Source organism: Streptomyces sp. NBC_01460 (assembly GCF_036227405.1).
Lineage (GTDB): Bacteria > Actinomycetota > Actinomycetes > Streptomycetales > Streptomycetaceae > Streptomyces.
This window is the reverse complement of sequence record NZ_CP109473.1, coordinates 2,021,013-2,037,985: the sequence shown is the minus strand read 5'-3', so window position 1 is coordinate 2,037,985 and position 16,973 is coordinate 2,021,013. Positions and strand designations below refer to the sequence as shown.

Here is a 16,973-nt window from a genome sequence, read left to right as displayed (position 1 = left end):
CACACCCGCCGCCTAAACTCGCCAGGACAGGACAGGTGCGACCCGGCGGAGCGGGAGGGCGGTGGACATGGAGCGGCAGACGCAGGACGTCACCGTCGACCGGCTGCTGCGGTGCGCCGCGGTCTTCCTGCCCGGAGCGCTGCCCAGGGACGGACGGATCGCCTTCTGGGACCCCGAAGGGACCGTGGGCCCGGGCCTCACCGACTCCGACCCCGTCTCCGCCGGAGCCGCGTACCAGGTCGTCGAGCTGACCGTGGCCGGCCCGTACGGCCCGCAGGGGGCCGGCACCCGTACCGTGCCCGCCGTGGCGCTTCCCGTCGCGGAGGCCCTGCCCGTCCTCGCCCGCGCCCGGCACCGCGCCGTGGCCCACCCCGCCACCCGCGCGTGGGGAGCGGCGGCCCTGCACGCCCTCACCCTCGTGGCGCGGGGCAGGCTCCTGCCCGGGCTGACCGCCGAGGACCACGACGCCTGGCGGGCCGGACCGCGTGACGCCGAGGACATCGCCCACCTCAGGGCCGTCGCCGCCGCCATGCCGCTCGAGGGGCACGCGGTCCCGCTCGACGGCACACCCCTGCGGGTCCCCGAACCCCGCGCGCTGATCGGCGCGTTCCTCGACGCCGTCGCCGACACCCTGCCCCGGACCCCCGCCGCCGCACACGCCCTGGGAGCGCCCTTCGCCGCCCGGGAGGCGCAGCACCTGCCGGAGGCCCGGGCCTGGGCCGTCGAGGTGGCCGCCGGGCTCGACGCGGGGGTGCGCGTGTCGCTCCGGCTCGACCTCTCCGCGTACGACCTCTTCGACGCGTCCGGCGGGGACGGCGCGGGCGGCGGGCAGGACGCGCCCGGGACGGCGCCGACCCGGCATGCCGCCGCCGCCATCACCCAGGTGCACAGCCTGGCCGATCCGACGTACGTCACCGACGCGGCCACGCTGTGGGCCGGCGGCGCGGGCGAGCCCTTCGGGCCGCGGGCCCGGATCGACGCCGTGCTCGCCCTGCGCCGCGCCGCCCGCGTCTGGCCACCGCTGGAGCGGCTGCTGGACCAGCCCGTCCCCGACGTGCTCGCCGTCACCGAGGACGAGCTCAACGAGCTGATCGGCGCGGCCGGGGCGCGGCTCGCGGCGGCGGGCGTGGCGCTCCACTGGCCGCGGGAGCTCGCCCGGTCCCTCACCGCGGCGGCCGTCGTCCGGCCGGCGCCGGGCTCGGCCACCGACGGCACCTCCTTCTTCGACGCCGAGCAGCTCTTCGCGTTCGACTGGCAGCTCTCCCTGGGGGACGACCAGCTCACCGAGGCCGAGATGGACACCCTGGCGGAGGCGCACCGTCCGGTGGTGCGGCTGCGCGACCAGTGGGTCGTCGTGGATCCCGCGCTCGTCCGCAAGGCGCGCAAGCGGGAGCTCGGCCTCCTGGACCCGGTGGACGCCCTCGCCGTCGCCCTGACCGGCAGCGCCGAGGTCGACGGGGAACAGGTCGACGCCGTGCCGGCCGGGGCCCTCGCCGCACTCCGCGAGCGGATCCTCGACGAGGACGCCACCCTTCCGGCACCGCCCGGTCTCGACGCCACCCTCCGCGACTACCAGCTGCGCGGCCTGGCCTGGCTGGACCGGATGACGTCGCTCGGCCTCGGCGGCTGCCTCGCCGACGACATGGGGCTCGGGAAGACGATCACCGTCATCGCGCTCCACCTGCACCGCGCCCATGCCGCCCCCACCCTGGTCGTCTGCCCGGCCTCCCTCCTCGGCAACTGGCACCGCGAGATCAACCGCTTCGCCCCCGGCGTCCCCGTGCGCCGCTTCCACGGCACGGACCGCACCCTGGACGGCGCCGACGGAGGCTTCGTCCTCACGACGTACGGCACGATGCGCTCCGGCGCGGAGCAGCTCGCCGGCCACACCTGGGGACTGGTCGTCGCCGACGAGGCCCAGCACGTGAAGAATCCGCACTCCTCGACGGCCAGGGCGCTGCGCACCATCCCCGCCCCGGCCCGCGTCGCCCTGACCGGCACTCCCGTCGAGAACAACCTCTCCGAGCTGTGGGCGCTGCTCGACTGGACGACCCCCGGGCTGCTCGGACCGCTGAAGGCGTTCCGTTCCCGGCACGCCAGGATCGTCGAGAACACCGGCACCGCCGCCGGCCTGGGCAACGAGGAGGCGGTCGAGCGGCTCTCCCGGCTGGTCCGCCCCTTCCTGCTGCGCCGCAAGAAGTCCGACCCGGGCATCGCCCCGGAGCTGCCGCCCAAGACCGAGACCGACCACCCCGTCTTCCTCACCCGGGAACAGGCCACGCTCTACGAGGCGGCCGTCCGCGAGACGATGGCGTTCATCGAGCAGTCGGAGGGCATCGCGCGGCGCGGGCTGGTCATGAAGCTGCTGGGCTCGCTCAAGCAGATCTGCAACCACCCGGCGCAGTACCTGAAGGAGGAGCCGACCCGGCTCACCGGGCGCTCCGGCAAGCTCGCCCTGCTCGACGAGCTGCTCGACACCATCCTGTCCGAGGACGCCTCGGTCCTGATCTTCACCCAGTACGTGTCGATGGCCAGGCTCCTCTCCGCCCACCTCGCCTCCCGTGCCATCCCGTCCCAGCTGCTGCACGGCGGCACCCCGGTGCCCGAGCGGGAGCGGATGGTGGACGGCTTCCAGTCCGGCGAGGTCCCCGTCTTCCTGCTCTCCCTCAAGGCGGCCGGCACGGGACTGAACCTCACACGGGCCGCCCATGTCATCCATTACGACCGGTGGTGGAACCCGGCGGTCGAGGAACAGGCCACCGACCGCGCGTACCGCATCGGCCAGACCCAGCCCGTGCAGGTCCACCGGCTGATCGCCGAGGGCACCGTCGAGGACCGGATCGGAGAACTGCTCGCGTCCAAGAGGGTCCTCGCCGACGCGGTGCTCGGTTCGGGCGAGGCCGCCCTGACCGAGCTCAGCGACCGTGACCTGGCCGACCTCGTCTCCCTCCGGAGGGCGTCATGAGTCCCGGCGCGAGCCCGGCGGCGCGCCCTGGCCCCGACGACCTGCGGCGCACCTTCGAAGCGGTGCCCGCCCGCACCACCGACGCCGGCGGGCCCTTCGCCGACAGCTGGTGGGGCCGGGCCTGGGTGGACGCCCTGGAAGCCCTGTCGATGGACGAGGGGCGGCTCGCCCGCGGCCGTACGTACGCGGACGGCGGCCACGTCGCCGCGGTCACCGTCACCCCCGGCCGGGTCATCGCCTACGTCCACGGCAGCCGCCCCCGCCCCTACCGCGCGGAGCTGCGCCTGCGCACGTTCCCGGCGTCCGACTGGGACACCCTGCTGGACGCCGCCGCCGCCCGGCCGGGGCATCTGTCCGCGCTGCTCGACAAGGAGATGCCTCACTCCCTGGTCGACACGGCGGGCGAGGCCGGCATCCGCCTGCTGCCCGCCGCCGGCGACCTGGACCCGGACTGCTCCTGCCCGGACCGGGGCTGGCCCTGCAAGCACGTGGCGGCTCTCTGCTACCAGACGGCGCGGCTCCTGGACAGCGATCCGTTCGTCCTGCTGCTGATGCGCGGGAGGGGCGAGCGGGAGCTCCTCGACGAGCTGGGCCGCCGCAACGCCGAGCACTCCGCGCGCGAGCGCCCCGGGGCTCCCGCCATGCCCTCGCTCCCGGCCGACGAGGCCCTGGCCGGCCGGTTCCTGCCTCCGCTGCCCGCGCCCCTGCCCGTCCCGCCGTATCCCGGTGAGCCGCCGTCCTACCCGGAGCTGCCCGGCGCGCGCGATCCGCTCGGCCTCGACCACCTCGCCACGGATGCCGCCGCCCGCGCCCACACGCTCCTCACCACCGGGGAGGACCCGCTCGCAGGGCTCAGTACGTGGCAGGACGCCGTACGGATCGCCGCGTCCCGCCCCACCGCCGGGCTCACCGCGACGACCCGGGCGCTCTACCGTGAGCTGGCCTTCGCCACCGGCCGCAGCACGACCGATCTGGCCCGCGCCGTCGCCGCCTGGCGGCAGGGCGGCGCCGAGGGGCTGGACGTCCTGGAGACCCCGTGGGACCCCCCGGCGGGCCCGTTCGACCGGGCCCGTCCCGCTCTCGCCGCGGCCGACTTCCCGCGCTTCCAGCCCTGGCGGAACCACCTCACCAACGCCGGGGGCACCCTCCAGCTCCGCTTCGGCCACGACAGCCGCTGGTACGGCTACGAGTCGGACCCGGGGGCGGAGGACTGGTGGCCCCGGGCCGCACCGGACCCCGACCCGGTCGCCGCCCTCACCGCCCTGAGGGGCTGACGCCGCGCGGGCCGGCCCCGGCGCGGTCCGCCACGCCTCAGAAGTCGGCGAGCGTGCGTGCGTCCAGCCGGGCCACCGAGTCCTGCGCGTAGGCCTTCTCGTACGCGGCGCGGATCCGCTCGATCCGAGGGTCGCGCAGACGGGCCTCCGACGCCGGGTACAGCAGGATCAGTTCGTACGAACGCTCCCGTTCGACCACTCCGTGGGAGTCACGCCACTGCCCCCGCCCCTCCTGGACCGTGAGGCCGTCCGGGAAGGCCGGTGTGACCTGGCGGTCGATGAACGAACGGAACTGCGCGCCGGTCACATCGGGCCCGCCGTCCGGGCGTTCGGTGCCGAAGAAGAGGCGCGTCTCGACGTACGCCGCACCGCGTGCGGCCACGGCACGGGGCGCGGCGTCGCCGAGGGTGGCGTACGCGATCGGCGCTCCACCGGCCGCCACCGCGCAGGCCGCGACCGCCGCCATGAGCACGGTGCGCCGGGCAGGCCGCCCCGGGCGCGGGTTCGGCGGTGCGAGGGGACGCGGCACGGTGGACTCCAGGGAAGGCGCGGGCGGGGCCGCCGCCCACCGTGGCACGGGAGCCCCGTGCCCGTGCGGCGTGACATCAGGAATCCGGCCGGACCATCCGTAAGGGTGAGCCGCTACGCGCGCGCTGCCGGGACGCCGGGCAGGGAGACCCCGCGCCCGGCGAAGAAGCGCTCGAACACCGGCAGCGGAAGGTCGGCCGTGCGCGTCGTGGCCGTCGTCCCCGAAGGGTTGTGGACGTGCACCCCGGTCCCGTCCGCCGTGCGGGAGGTCAGCAGCACCAGATGGCCCCCACGCCCCGGGGCGGGCCGGTCCGGGTGCCGGATCCCGTAGTGCACGGAGGCCATCACCGTGCGGCCCCCGTCCAGCTGGTCGATGATCTCGGCGGGAGAGAGGTGCCGGTGGACGACCGCGTCGAGGCCGTGGACCTCGGAGGCGTAGCGGGCGAAGGGAGCGTAGACCAGCCCCTTGATCACCCCGTCGGCGTCCTCGGTGTACGCGCCGTACCGTAGCGCCCCGTCCCTCAGGTCGAACAGGGACGGCGCCCCGGTGCCGAGCGCCATGCGCAGGCAGGTCATACCGCACAGATGACCTGCCCAGCGGGCGTACTCGGCGGGCGACACCGCGCCCGTGTCGGCCCAGCGGGGATCCTCGGCCGGATCGAGTCCGCCCTCCACGATCGCCTCCACCAGACCGGGTGAGGCGAACTGGGTGTGCACAGGGGCCAGGCAGGTGGAGCAGGTCACTGGCGGTATCCGTTCAGGAAGCGGCCGATGCGGCTGATGGCCGCGTCCAGGTCGTCGGCGTGCGGAAGGGTGAGGATGCGGAAGTGGTCCGGGCGCGGCCAGTTGAAGCCGGTGCCCTGCACCACCTGGATCTTCTCCCGCAGCAGCAGGTCCAGGACGAACCGCTCGTCGTCGACGATGTCGTGGACCTTCGGATCGATGCGCGGGAAGGCGTACAGGGCGCCCTTCGGCTTCACGCACGAGACGCCGGGGATCTCGTTGAGCCGCTCCCAGGCCCGGTTGCGCTGCTCGTGCAGCCTGCCGCCCGGGGCGGTGAGCTCCTTGATCGACTGCCGGCCGCCGAGCGCCGCCTGGATCGCGTACTGCGCGGGGGCGTTGGGGCAGAGCCGCATGGAGGCGAGCATCGTGAGCCCCTCCAGATAGCTGCGGGCGTGCTGCTTCGGGCCCGACACCACCATCCAGCCCGAGCGGAAGCCCGCGACGCGGTACGTCTTGGACAGTCCGCTGAAGGTGAGGCAGAGCAGGTCGGGGGCGAGGACGGCGACGCTGTGGTGTTCGGCGTCGTCGTACAGGATCTGGTCGTAGATCTCGTCGGCGAACACCATCAGCCCGTGCCGGCGGGCGAGGTCGAGCATGCCCTGGAGGACCTCGCGGGGGTAGACGGCGCCCGTCGGGTTGTTCGGGTTGATGATCACCATGGCCCGGGTGCGGTCGGTGATCTTCGAGGCCATGTCGGCGAGGTCGGGGTTCCAGTCCGCGCCCTCGTCGCAGGTGTAGTGGACGGCCTTCCCGCCGGCGAGCGTGGTGACGGCGGTCCAGAGGGGATAGTCGGGGCTCGGGATCAGGATCTCGTCGCCGTCCTCCAGGAGTCCCTGCACGGCCATGGAGATCAGCTCGGAGACCCCGTTGCCGAGGAAGATGTCGTCCACGTCGACCTCGGTCAGGCCCATCGCCTGATAGCGCTGCGCGACGGCGCGGCGGGCGGACAGGATCCCGCGCGAGTCGGTGTAGCCGTGAGCCTGAGGGAGCATCCGGATCATGTCCTGGACGATCTCCTCCGGAGCCTCGAAGCCGAAGAGCGCCGGATTGCCCGTGTTGAGGCGGAGCACGCTGTGGCCCGCCTCCTCCAGGGCGTCGGCCTGCTCGATGACCGGCCCCCTGATCTCGTAACAGACCTCGTTGAGCTTGCTGGACTGCCGGAACTCCATGCCGTGCCTCCCCGACGCGATTGCGATACTTGGTTTTACCAAGCTTGAGCTTGGAAAGTCCAACAACATGTCTAGACTGCGTCGCATGCCACGTCAGCAGCAGCCCGCACGCCCCGCCCGCCGTCGGAGCTACGACCAGTTCTGCGCCACCGCCCGCGCCCTCGACTCCGTCGGCGACCGGTGGACCCTGCTGATCGTCCGTGAACTGCTGGCCGGTCCGCGCCGCTACACGGATCTGCACGCGGATCTGCCCGGAGTCAGTACGGACGTGCTGGCCTCCCGCCTGAAGGACATGGAGCAGGGTGGTCTGGCCGTGCGCCGGCGGCTGCCGCCCCCGGCGGCGGCCTCCGTCTACGAACTCACCGAGCGCGGCCGCGGCCTGCTCCCGGTCCTCACCGCGCTCGCCGCGTGGGGCGCCCCGGCACTCGGCGAGCGCCGCCCCACGGACGCGGTCCGGGCCCACTGGTTCGCGCTGCCGCTGCTCCGGGCCCTGGACGGCCTCACCCAGGCCGGAATCCTCGAAGTCAGGCTCCCGGAGGGCGATTTCCACATCCGTACGGGTGCGGACGGGGAGGGCGGTGAGGTGTACGGCTACGGGCCGGTCGACCGCCCCGACGCGTGCCTGGTGCTCGGTGCGGAGGTCGCCCTGGAGCTCGGGCGCGGGGCGTGCACCCTCGCGGAGGCGGTGGGGGACGGCCGGGCCGAGGTGCTCGGCGAAGGGCCGCTCGCCGTCGAACTCCGCGGCGGCCGGTGCGCGCGCACCTGAGGCCCCCGGTACGCGCACACCTGACGCGCTCGGCACGCGCACGCCTGACACCCCGGCGCGCACACGCCTGACACCCTGGCGCGCACACGTGACTGCCCGGTACGAGAACACCTGACTTCCCGTCGCGTGCACATCTGACGCTTTTCGGCCAACTCGGCGGTAACGTAGGCCCGTTCGATGGGCGGATGCTGAGGAGGCGTTCATGGGATTCGACGGCGCGGTCGGTATGAGGGACGGGAAGAGCGCGAGGCGGCGGAGGGTGCTGCCCAAGGTTCCCCTCGTGGGGGTCTGTGTGGCCGCACTGGGCCTGGCGCCGGCGGTGGCGGTCGCCACACCCGGCAGCGGGGTGAGCGCCACCGTCGTGGCCAAGGGCACGTCCGAGGGCAAGCTCAAGGTGAAGACCCCCAAGGGCCGGACGGACGTCACCTTCCGGGAGATAACCGTGGCGCCCGGCGGCTCCACCGGCTGGCACACCCACAGCGGACAGCTGATCGTCGTGGTCAAGTCGGGGATGCTCACCCGGACCCTCGACGACTGTTCGGTCGAGGCGACACCCGCCGGGACGTCCTTCATCGAGCCGTCCGGAACCCGGCACCGGCACATCGGGCGCAACCTCGGGACCGAACCCGTCGTGCTGTGGGTGACCTACCTGCTCCCCGAAGGCAGCGAACTCTCCTACGACGCCGACGCGGTGGACTGCCCGGCGTCCACATAGCCGGAGGACGCGGTCAGTTGGCGGGCGTCTCGCCGTAGGCGCCGAAGCCCGCCACGACCAGCCCGTCCCGGAAGGTCAGCACCTCGCTCACCCTGCCGCCGATCTGGTTCAGGTAGTCGATCACGAGCGCGTCGACGCTCGCCCGCACGTCCATCACCTCGAACCTCAGGTCGGGGATCCGCTCCAGCCCCGCCGCCCAGTACGCGCGCAGGGCGTCCTTGCCGTACACGGTCCCTGCCGGGTCACCCGTCAGCCGGGCGATCATCGGCGAGCTGAAGGTCACGTCGTCGTGGTAGTGCGCGAGGATGCGGTCGAGGTCGTGGGAGTTCCAGTCGTCCTGCCAGCGGGCGGCGAAGCGCCGGGCGAATGTGAGATCCATGGGGATCATCCTGCGACAGGGCGATGATGGACGTGTGCACTTTGAACCCATCACCTGGGAACGGCTGGCCCGCACCCTCGCCACCCACGCCGACGGACTCGAACCGGCCGACGGAGGGGCCTGGCTGAGGATCGGCGTCGACGGTGCCCCGGCCGCCCGCACCGCGGAAGCGGCCGGACACCTCGCCGAGGCGCTGCGGGCCCGCGGACGCCCGGTGCTCACCGTCTCCACCGGCGGATTCCTGCGCCCCGCCAGCCTGCGCTACGAATACGGCAAGAAGGACCCGGACTCCTACGCCGACAGCTGGTTCGACACCGGGGCGCTCTGGCGCGAGGTCTTCCGCCCCCTGGAGCCGGGCGGCAGCGGCCGTGTCCTGCCCGACCTCTGGGACCCCGGGACGGACCGGGCGACCCGCAGCCCGTACGAGGTGCTTCCCGAGGGCGGGGCGCTCATCCTGCACGGCCCGCTGCTTCTCGGCCACTGGTTCCCCTTCGACCTCGCACTCCATCTGAGCCTCTCCCCGGGGGCGCTGCGACGGCGTACGGAGGAGGGCGAGAGGTGGACGCTGCCCGCCTTCGCGCGGTACGAGGACGAGACCGCGCCCGCCGAGCGGGCGGACGCGGTCGTCCGGGCCGACGACCCGCGCCACCCCGCCTGGACGGGGCTCGGCGGCCGGGCGTACTGATCACCGCGGGTCGTCGACGCGCGGGAGGAGGCCCCGGGGCGTCACGCGGGGCCTCCTCCCGTGCTCGCGACGGCCTCGGGGCGTCTTGCGGGGTCTCCTCCCGGGATGGCGACGGCCTCGGGGCGTCACGCGGGGCGGCCCCCGACCGTCGCGACCGCCTCGGCGCCGGCCCGGCAGCCGGCCGCGGCCGCCGCGACGTCGTCCGCCCCCGCGAGGAGAGCGGCGAGGAAGCCGCCCGTGAAGGCGTCACCCGCGCCCGTCGAGTCGACCGGGGGCCGGGCCGCCCCGGCGGGCACCCGCGCGGTCACCGCGCCACCGGCCGCCAGCACCACGCCCCGGTCCCCGACGGTGACGGCGACCCGGCCGACGTGACGGCTCAGCTTGGCCGCGGCGTCGCCGGGGTCCGGCAGCCCGGTCAGCTCGCGGGCCTCGTCCGCGTTGGGCAGCAGCAGATCGATCCCCTCGACCAGGTCGAGGAAGACCGCGGCGCCCAGGACGGCGAGGAAGCCGGCGGAAGCCGGGTCCACACTCACCGGGACACCCCGGCGCCGTGCCTCCCGCAGGGCGAGCACCGCGGTCGCCCTGCTCGTCGGCGCGAAGAGCAGGTAGCCGGACACATGGAGCCGGGCGGCGCCGTCGAGAAGCGAGGGGGACCAGTCGCCTGGGGACAGGCGGTGGACCGCCCCGCTGTCGGTGAGGAAGGTGCGCTCGGCCGAGGAGTCGACCAGTGCCACCACCGTGCCGGTCGGAGCCCCCTCGTCCACGGAGAGGAGCGGGCGCACCCCCGCCCGCCGCAGCGCGTCCCGGTGCCAGTCCGCGGAGTCCGCCCCCGCCCGGGCGAGCAGCCGCACGTCACCACAGCCCGAACGCGCGGCCCAGCACGCGGCGTTGGCCCCGGCCCCGCCCGGCAGCGTCGTGATCCTCGCGGGCGTGTCCGTGCCGCGGAGCGGCGCCGGCCCGTGCCGTACGACGACATCGGTGACGACCTCCCCGACGACGAGCAGGCCGGCCCCGCCACTGCCGTTCCCCCCGCTCCCCGGACCGCCGCTCCGGCTCCCCGGCCAGTCGCTCCCCCTCACCGCGCCGCCGCGACGGCGATCCGCGCGGCCAGTCGCACATTCCCGCGTACGGCCGCGAGATTGGCCTCCAGGGACGCACCGCCCGTCTCCCGCATCAGGAACTCCAGGAGGAACGGGGTGACGGCCTGTCCGGTGATCCCCCGCCTCTCGCAGGCCTCCAGGGCTTCCGCGAGCACCCGGTCGTGCACCGCGGGGTCCAACTGCTCCTCCTCCGGCACGGGGTTGGCGACGATCAGTGCCGCGGGCGGCCCGCCCAGCTCCTCCCGGGCCCACATCACGGCCGCGACCTCCTGCGGGGTGCGGACCGTCCAGTCGACCGGCTCGCCGGAACTGCTCAGGTAGAAGCCGGGGAACCGCTCCGTGCCGTAACCGAGCACACCGACGCCGAGGGTCTCCAGGCGCTGCAGTGTGGCGGGCACGTCCAGGATCGACTTCACACCGGCACACACCACGGTGATCCCGGTCCGGGCGAGCAGCCGGAGGTCCGCGGACTCGTCCTGCGTCGCCGTCCACGCGCGGTGCACGCCGCCGAGCCCGCCGGTGGCGAAGACGCCCAGACCGGCGCGCGCCGCGAGGAAGGCCGTCGCGGACACGGTGGTGGCCCCTGTGGCACCGAGGGCGAGCGCGGGCGCGAGGTCGCGGTGGCCCAGCTTGCGCACGCCCGGATCACCGGCGATCCGCTCCAGCTGGGCGTCGTCCAGGCCCACATGGGCCCGGCCGTCCAGTACGGCGACGGTGGCGGGGACCGCGCCGGCCTTCCGCACGAGCTCCTCCAGCTCACGGCCGACCCGGAGGTTGCGGGGGCGCGGCAGCCCGTGCGCGATGATCGTCGATTCCAGGGCCACCACGGGGCGGTGCCCGGCGAGGGCCTCCCGCACCTCGTCGGCGAGCACGAGGGTGGGGCCGGCGGTCTCACGGGAGAGGGACGCCGACGGGTGTTCCCGCGACGGAGGTGCCGATGGATTCAGAGGCATGCCCCATCCCTGTCGCGGGTGCCGGGGCCGCAAACCCGCCCGGCCGTCCGGGGATCGGCCGCCGCGCCTCGTGCCCGGGGCCCGGACAGGCGGCCGGTACGCCCGCGGCCGTGGTCCGGAGGCCTCAGAACAACGGCTGCGGGAGTATCCCCTCGAGGGCCAGCAGCTGCCGCTTCGTCTCCAGCCCGCCGCCGAACCCGCCGAGCCCGCCGTCGCTCTCCACCACGCGGTGGCACGGAACCACCACCGGCAGCGGGTTGGAGCCCATGGCCGCCCCCACGGCCTGCGCGGCCCCGGGCTGACCGACGCGCCGGGCCAGATCCCCGTATCCCACGACCGTCCCCCACGGCACTCCGGAGGCCAGCTCGCGCAGGACCTCGCGGTGGAAGCCGGAGCTGAGCGACCAGTCCAGATCGAGGGAGAACTCCCGCAGCTCCCCTGCGAAGTACGCCGTGAGCTGGCGCACCGGCCCGGCCAGCAGCGCGGAGTCCGGCGCCTCCACGGGCTCCGCGCCCAGCCGTGCCCGCAACTGCCCGAGCGTCCTGTCCCGTACGGCCGGGCGCGCGTGGAAGGCCACGGTCACCAGGCCGGCGGGGGTCGCCGCGAGCAGCAGCGGGCCGATGTCGCTCGGCACGACGGACCACTCCACGACCTGCTCGTCCCTGTCCATGCGACCACGGTACGGCGGGCCACCGACAACGCCGTACCGCCGGGCTACGGGCGGGTGGCGTCCCGGACGGTGTCGGGGTTGTTGGTGATGATGCCGTCCACGCCGAAGCCGGCCACCTGTGCCGCCTTCGCCGCGTCGTTCACCGTCCAGGTGTTCACCTGGAGCGGCTTGCCGTGGGCGCCCTTCAGCTTCTGCACCGCGGCGACGTAGTCGGCGCCGATGGTCGTGTACGACGGATTGATCTGGTCGGTGAACGCCGCGTAGGACGGCAGGTCGGCCACCGCCGGGGTGCCCAGGAAGCCGGTGACGACGTCCGGACGCTGAACGTGAACATTTTTCACACTCTCTGCACCGAAGCTCTGGATGATCAGCCGGTTCCTGACGTGGCCGCGGTCGAGCCACCCCTCCTCGCGCAGGACACGCAGGGTCGCCTTCTCGATCCCCGGATAGATCTCCGGGCTCTTGATCTCCAGGAGCAGCTTCTGCCGGTTGCGCTCCAGGCGACGCAGGTACTGCGTGAGCGTCGGCACCCGGGCACCCGCGAAGCCGGGGCCGAACCAGCTGCCCGCGTCCAGCTTCGCGATCTCCGCCGCGGTGAAGTCCCTGACCGCCCAGGGTGCGCGGCCGGGGAACACCTCCTCGGCGTCCGTGGTCCTGCTCAGCGTGGTGTCGTGCACGACGACCAGCACACCGTCCCTGGTGAGCTGCACGTCGTTCTCCACCCAGTCGATGCCCAGGTCGTCGGCCGCGTCCACGGCGGCCAGGGTGTTCTCCGGGGCGTAGGCCGACGCGCCCCGGTGGGCGTAGACCACCGGGCCGTCCTGGGCGCCCGAGGCCTGCGCCGGGCCGGCGGGCAGCAGGGCGCAGGTGCCGAGCAGGGCGGCGACGGCGCCGGAGGCGGTTGCTGTGCGTACGGACACGTGTACTCCTCGCGTCGGGATGCGGACATGCAGAGACTCGCATCCGATCCCCAACGGAGGGGAGGACGATGATGGCCATGTTGTGAACGGAATGTCAGGCACCGGATCCGCGGGGGTCCCGGAGGCGGATAAAATGCCGGTCTTACGTTTGCTTGCCGGGCCTTGCCCTTTAGGGTCACCCCGAACCCGGGCACACCGCGAAGGGCGTACCAGCATGCAGGGCACAGTTGACGGATTCTCCTACGGCCTCGTGACACCCGTCACGGCGTTTCTCATGGCGTGCCTCGGCGCCGCGCTCGGTCTTCGCTGCACCACGCGGTCCCTGCGCACGCGAGGCGTGTCCAGAGCCGGCTGGCTGGCCCTCGGCGCGACCTCCATCGGATCCGGCATCTGGACGATGCACTTCATCGCGATGCTGGGCTTCACCGTCCGGGAGGCGCCGGTCAGCTACGACCGGCCCCTCACGTTCGCCAGCCTCGCCGTGGCCGTCGTCATGGTCGGCGTCGGCATCTTCCTCGTCGGCTACCGGGGCGCCACCCGCATGGCGCTGGTCACCGGTGGGACGATCACCGGCCTCGGGGTCGCGTCGATGCACTACCTCGGCATGGCCGGAATGAACTTCGAGGGACTCTTCGCGTACGACACGCTCACCGTCTCGCTCTCCGTCGTCATCGCCGTGGTGGCCGCGACCGCCTCGCTGTGGGCCGCCGTGTCCGTCCACGGTTTCCTCCCGAGCCTCTGCGCCAGCGTGGTCATGGGCGTGGCCGTGAGCGGGATGCACTACACCGGCATGGCCGCGCTCCAGGTGCACCTCCACCCCGACGCAGCGCCCGCGCCCCCCGGCGAGGTCCCCACCTCGCTGCTCCTGCCGATGATGATCGGGCCCGGCTGCTTCCTGCTCCTCGCCGCGGTGGTCGTGATGATCGACCCGCTGGTCGTGACCGGCACCCGGGAGGAGGCCGGCCGGCCGCTCGGCCACCACTCCCGGCCCGGTCGGCCGATGACCTCGATCCCCGTCCAGCGCCGCCACACGCAGCCCTTCGAGACCGCCTCCCGCAGGGCGTACCGGCAGTCGCGGAACCGCTGATCCCCAGCCGTTGTCAGTGGGGGGTCGTACCGTGGTTGCATGCGGCCAGTCTCGAAGATCGAACGTTCGGTGGCGCCTTTCGAGGTCGTCAGTCCCTACCAGCCCAGCGGTGACCAGCCCGCGGCCATCGCCGAGCTGGACCGGCGCGTGCGCGCGGGGGAGAAGGACGTCGTGCTGCTCGGCGCGACCGGCACGGGCAAGTCGGCGACGACGGCCTGGATGATCGAGAAGCTGCAGCGGCCCACCCTCGTCATGGCACCGAACAAGACGCTCGCCGCCCAGCTGGCCAACGAGTTCCGCGAGCTCCTCCCGAACAACGCCGTGGAGTACTTCGTCTCGTACTACGACTACTACCAGCCCGAGGCGTACGTCCCGCAGTCGGACACCTACATCGAGAAGGACTCCTCGATCAACGAGGAGGTCGAGCGGCTCCGGCACTCCGCCACCAACTCGCTGCTCACCCGGCGCGACGTCGTCGTGGTCGCCTCCGTCTCCTGCATCTACGGCCTGGGCACCCCGCAGGAGTACGTGGACCGCATGGTCCAGCTCAAGGTCGGCGACGAGGTCGACCGCGACCAGCTGCTGCGCCGCTTCGTCGAGATCCAGTACACCCGCAACGACCTCGCGTTCACCCGCGGCACGTTCAGGGTGCGCGGCGACACCATCGAGATCTTCCCGGTCTACGAGGAGCTGGCCGTCCGGATCGAGATGTTCGGCGACGAGATCGAGGCGCTCTCGACCCTCCACCCGCTCACCGGCGAGGTCATCAGCGAGGACTCCTCGCTCCACGTCTTCCCCGCCAGCCACTACGTGGCGGGTCCCGAGCGCATGGAGAAGGCGGTCACCGGCATCGAGCAGGAGCTGGGACAGCGCCTCGCCGAGCTGGAGAAGCAGGGCAAGATGCTGGAGGCCCAGCGGCTGCGCATGCGCACCACGTACGACATCGAGATGCTCCGCCAGATCGGCACCTGCTCAGGCGTCGAGAACTACTCGATGCACTTCGACGGCCGCCTGCCCGGCACCGCCCCGAACACCCTCCTCGACTACTTCCCCGAGGACTTCCTCCTCGTCCTGGACGAGTCGCACGTCACCGTCCCGCAGATCGGCGCGATGTACGAGGGCGACGCCTCCCGCAAGCGGACCCTCGTCGACCACGGCTTCCGGCTTCCCTCCGCCCTGGACAACCGGCCGCTGAAGTGGGAGGAGTTCCTGGGCCGGATCAACCAGACGGTCTACCTCTCCGCCACACCCGGCAAGTACGAGCTGTCCCGGGGCGACGGGTTCGTCGAACAGATCATCCGGCCCACCGGGCTCGTCGACCCGGAGGTCGTCGTCAAGCCCACGGAGGGCCAGATCGACGACCTGGTCCACGAGATCCGCGAGCGGACCGAGAAGGACGAGCGCGTCCTGGTCACCACCCTCACCAAGAAGATGTCCGAGGACCTCACGGACTACTTCCTGGAGCTGGGCATCCAGGTCCGCTACCTCCACAGCGACGTCGACACACTCCGCCGCATCGAGCTCCTGCGTGAGCTGCGCTCCGGCGAGTACGACGTCCTGGTCGGCATCAACCTCCTGCGGGAGGGCCTCGACCTGCCCGAGGTGTCGCTGGTGGCCATCCTCGACGCGGACAAGCAGGGCTTCCTGCGCTCCGGCACGTCACTGATCCAGACCATCGGCCGTGCCGCCCGTAACGTCTCGGGACAGGTCCACATGTACGCCGACAAGGTCACCCCCGCGATGGCGCAGGCCATCGACGAGACCAACCGCCGCCGTGAGAAGCAGATCGCCTACAACACGGAGCGCGGGGTCGACCCGCAGCCGCTCCGCAAGAAGATCAACGACATCGTCGCGTCCATCGCGCGCGAGGAGGTCGACACCGAGCAGCTGCTCGGCACCGGCTACCGGCAGTCCAAGGAGACCAAGGCGCCCGTCCCCTCGCTGGGGGGCAAGGCCGCCCCGGGGGGCAAGGCGAAGAAGGGCGCCCCGGTGGTCACCGACCGGCCCGCCGCGGAGCTCGCGGGGATCATCGAGGAGATGACGGACCGCATGCGCGCCGCCGCCGCCGACCTGCAGTTCGAGGTGGCCGCCCGGCTGCGCGACGAGGTGGGCGAGCTGAAGAAGGAGCTGCGTCAGATGAGGGAAGCGGGGCTGGCCTGACCCCTGGGGCGCCGCAGTGTTGCAGGACCGACACAAAATCGGCCCACCCCTCCTTCCCGGCTCCGGGGACTGCGTAGGGTGCAGGGAAACCGCACACCGACGGTTGCGGGGCAGCGGAGAGGGGACAGCGCGTGACGGTCAACATGACCAAGGGCCAGGCCATCAGCCTGCAGAAGAGCGACGGGGGGACCCTGACCGCGGTACGGATGGGGCTCGGCTGGCAGGCGGCCCCGCGCCGTGGGCTGTTCGGCTCGCGTACCAGGGAGATCGACCTGGACGCCTCGGCGGTGCTCTTCGCCGACAAGCAGCCCGTGGACGTCGTGTTCTTCCGCCACCTCGTCAGCGACGACGGCTCGGTCAAGCACACCGGCGACAACCTGGTCGGCGGTGCCGGCTCGGGCGGCGACGACGAGGCGATCCTGGTCGACCTGCAGCGGGTCCCGGTCCACATCGACCAGATCGTCTTCACGGTGAACTCGTTCACCGGCCAGACGTTCCAGGAGGTGCAGAACGCCTTCTGCCGCATCGTCGACGAGACCAACGGCCAGGAGCTCGCCCGCTACACGCTGGACGGCGGCGGCCAGTACACGGCGCAGATCATGGCGAAGGTGCACCGCGCGGGCAGCGGCTGGCAGATGACCGCGCTCGGCAACCCGGCCAACGGCCGGACCTTCCAGGACCTGATGCCGGCGATCCTGCCGCACCTGTAGGGCGAGGGCAGGACACGGGCGACACCCGGTCCGCAGAACCGTACGAGCAGCTCCCGGAGGCACCCGCCGCCGGGAGCTGCGTCCATGGGCAGGGCACCACACCGAACGT

The 16,973-nt window shown here is 73.0% G+C and carries 16 protein-coding genes; 8 read left to right on the top strand and 8 right to left on the bottom strand.

What is annotated here, in order from left to right:
- The first annotated feature begins 67 nt into the window (after positions 1–67).
- Entirely contained in the window at positions 68–2,965 is a 2,898-nt protein-coding gene (locus OG488_RS09105; RefSeq protein ID WP_329227611.1) for a DEAD/DEAH box helicase, read from the top strand.
- Entirely contained in the window at positions 2,962–4,239 is a 1,278-nt protein-coding gene (locus OG488_RS09100; protein ID WP_329227610.1) for an SWIM zinc finger family protein, read from the top strand. Before OG488_RS09105 ends, OG488_RS09100 begins: the two co-directional genes overlap by 4 nt.
- A gap of 37 nt (positions 4,240–4,276) precedes the next feature.
- On the opposite strand, the gene OG488_RS09095 is transcribed toward OG488_RS09100, so the two are convergent.
- From OG488_RS09095 to OG488_RS09085, 3 genes are all read right to left on the bottom strand, one after another.
- On the bottom strand, positions 4,277–4,705 hold the full coding sequence (locus tag OG488_RS09095; RefSeq protein ID WP_329238526.1) for a DUF3574 domain-containing protein: 429 nt from the start codon (positions 4,703–4,705) through the stop codon (positions 4,277–4,279).
- A 176-nt stretch (positions 4,706–4,881) separates the two neighbouring features.
- A complete protein-coding gene (locus tag OG488_RS09090) occupies positions 4,882–5,511 on the bottom strand; it encodes a peptidase (RefSeq protein ID WP_329227608.1) in 630 nt (209 codons plus the stop codon).
- Entirely contained in the window at positions 5,508–6,719 is a 1,212-nt protein-coding gene (locus tag OG488_RS09085; protein WP_329227606.1) for a pyridoxal phosphate-dependent aminotransferase, read from the bottom strand. The genes OG488_RS09090 and OG488_RS09085 overlap by 4 nt, the downstream gene beginning before the upstream one ends.
- An 85-nt stretch (positions 6,720–6,804) precedes the next feature.
- Here OG488_RS09085 and OG488_RS09080 point away from each other — a divergent pair, with 85 nt between their 5' ends.
- Both OG488_RS09080 and OG488_RS09075 read left to right on the top strand, forming a co-directional pair.
- Complete coding sequence (locus tag OG488_RS09080; RefSeq protein WP_329227604.1) at positions 6,805–7,485, top strand: winged helix-turn-helix transcriptional regulator; 681 nt, start codon at positions 6,805–6,807, stop codon at positions 7,483–7,485.
- A 202-nt stretch (positions 7,486–7,687) separates the two neighbouring features.
- The gene (locus OG488_RS09075; RefSeq protein ID WP_329227601.1) at positions 7,688–8,200 is read left to right on the top strand and encodes a cupin domain-containing protein; all 513 of its coding nucleotides are present in this window, start codon (positions 7,688–7,690) and stop codon (positions 8,198–8,200) included.
- A gap of 13 nt (positions 8,201–8,213) precedes the next feature.
- Here the strand turns inward: OG488_RS09075 and OG488_RS09070 are convergent, their stop codons facing one another.
- Positions 8,214–8,579 carry a nuclear transport factor 2 family protein gene (locus OG488_RS09070; protein ID WP_329227600.1) on the bottom strand — a complete coding sequence of 122 codons (366 nt, stop codon included), beginning with the start codon at positions 8,577–8,579 and terminating at the stop codon, positions 8,214–8,216.
- Positions 8,580–8,613: 34 nt separating this feature from the next.
- On the opposite strand from OG488_RS09070, the gene OG488_RS09065 reads away from it, so the two are divergent.
- Positions 8,614–9,264 carry a uridine kinase gene (locus tag OG488_RS09065; protein WP_329227598.1) on the top strand — a complete coding sequence of 217 codons (651 nt, stop codon included), beginning with the start codon at positions 8,614–8,616 and terminating at the stop codon, positions 9,262–9,264.
- Between the two features lie 125 nt (positions 9,265–9,389).
- Here OG488_RS09065 and OG488_RS09060 read toward each other — a convergent pair whose 3' ends face one another.
- The 4 genes from OG488_RS09060 to OG488_RS09045 all read right to left on the bottom strand — a co-directional run bounded on the left by OG488_RS09060 (position 9,390) and on the right by OG488_RS09045 (position 12,907).
- Positions 9,390–10,268, bottom strand: a complete 879-nt coding sequence (locus OG488_RS09060; protein ID WP_329238523.1) for a carbohydrate kinase family protein — start codon at positions 10,266–10,268, stop codon at positions 9,390–9,392.
- A gap of 71 nt (positions 10,269–10,339) precedes the next feature.
- Positions 10,340–11,236: a pseudouridine-5'-phosphate glycosidase gene (locus OG488_RS09055; RefSeq protein WP_406466271.1), complete on the bottom strand. Its 897-nt coding sequence runs from the start codon at positions 11,234–11,236 to the stop codon at positions 10,340–10,342.
- Positions 11,237–11,441: 205 nt separating this feature from the next.
- Positions 11,442–11,987: a methylated-DNA--[protein]-cysteine S-methyltransferase gene (locus OG488_RS09050; RefSeq protein WP_329227594.1), complete on the bottom strand. Its 546-nt coding sequence runs from the start codon at positions 11,985–11,987 to the stop codon at positions 11,442–11,444.
- Between the two features lie 44 nt (positions 11,988–12,031).
- A complete protein-coding gene (locus OG488_RS09045; protein ID WP_329227592.1) occupies positions 12,032–12,907 on the bottom strand; it encodes a glycerophosphodiester phosphodiesterase in 876 nt (291 codons plus the stop codon).
- A gap of 214 nt (positions 12,908–13,121) precedes the next feature.
- Between OG488_RS09045 and OG488_RS09040 the strand changes: the two genes are divergently transcribed.
- The 3 genes from OG488_RS09040 (at position 13,122) to OG488_RS09030 (ending at position 16,864) form a co-directional block, all read left to right on the top strand.
- Positions 13,122–13,994 carry an MHYT domain-containing protein gene (locus OG488_RS09040; RefSeq protein WP_329227590.1) on the top strand — a complete coding sequence of 291 codons (873 nt, stop codon included), beginning with the start codon at positions 13,122–13,124 and terminating at the stop codon, positions 13,992–13,994.
- 39 nt (positions 13,995–14,033) lie between these two features.
- The gene (gene uvrB, locus OG488_RS09035; RefSeq protein ID WP_329227588.1) at positions 14,034–16,154 is read left to right on the top strand and encodes an excinuclease ABC subunit UvrB; all 2,121 of its coding nucleotides are present in this window, start codon (positions 14,034–14,036) and stop codon (positions 16,152–16,154) included.
- Between the two features lie 131 nt (positions 16,155–16,285).
- Positions 16,286–16,864 carry a TerD family protein gene (locus OG488_RS09030; RefSeq protein WP_104789925.1) on the top strand — a complete coding sequence of 193 codons (579 nt, stop codon included), beginning with the start codon at positions 16,286–16,288 and terminating at the stop codon, positions 16,862–16,864.
- Positions 16,865–16,973 lie beyond the last annotated feature (109 nt).

What these genes read in the sequence shown, in the direction of transcription:
- OG488_RS09100 (WP_329227610.1), top strand. Translation starts at nt 2,962, where the DNA reads ATGAGTCCCGGCGCGAGCCCGGCGGCGCGCCCTGGCCCCGACGACCTG.
- uvrB (WP_329227588.1), top strand. Translation starts at nt 14,034, where the DNA reads ATGCGGCCAGTCTCGAAGATCGAACGTTCGGTGGCGCCTTTCGAGGTC.
- OG488_RS09080 (WP_329227604.1), top strand. Translation starts at nt 6,805, where the DNA reads ATGCCACGTCAGCAGCAGCCCGCACGCCCCGCCCGCCGTCGGAGCTAC.
- OG488_RS09085 (WP_329227606.1), bottom strand. Translation starts at nt 6,719, where the DNA reads ATGGAGTTCCGGCAGTCCAGCAAGCTCAACGAGGTCTGTTACGAGATC.
- OG488_RS09040 (WP_329227590.1), top strand. Translation starts at nt 13,122, where the DNA reads ATGCAGGGCACAGTTGACGGATTCTCCTACGGCCTCGTGACACCCGTC.
- OG488_RS09095 (WP_329238526.1), bottom strand. Translation starts at nt 4,705, where the DNA reads ATGGCGGCGGTCGCGGCCTGCGCGGTGGCGGCCGGTGGAGCGCCGATC.
- OG488_RS09105 (WP_329227611.1), top strand. Translation starts at nt 68, where the DNA reads ATGGAGCGGCAGACGCAGGACGTCACCGTCGACCGGCTGCTGCGGTGC.
- OG488_RS09075 (WP_329227601.1), top strand. Translation starts at nt 7,688, where the DNA reads ATGGGATTCGACGGCGCGGTCGGTATGAGGGACGGGAAGAGCGCGAGG.
- OG488_RS09070 (WP_329227600.1), bottom strand. Translation starts at nt 8,579, where the DNA reads ATGGATCTCACATTCGCCCGGCGCTTCGCCGCCCGCTGGCAGGACGAC.
- OG488_RS09050 (WP_329227594.1), bottom strand. Translation starts at nt 11,987, where the DNA reads ATGGACAGGGACGAGCAGGTCGTGGAGTGGTCCGTCGTGCCGAGCGAC.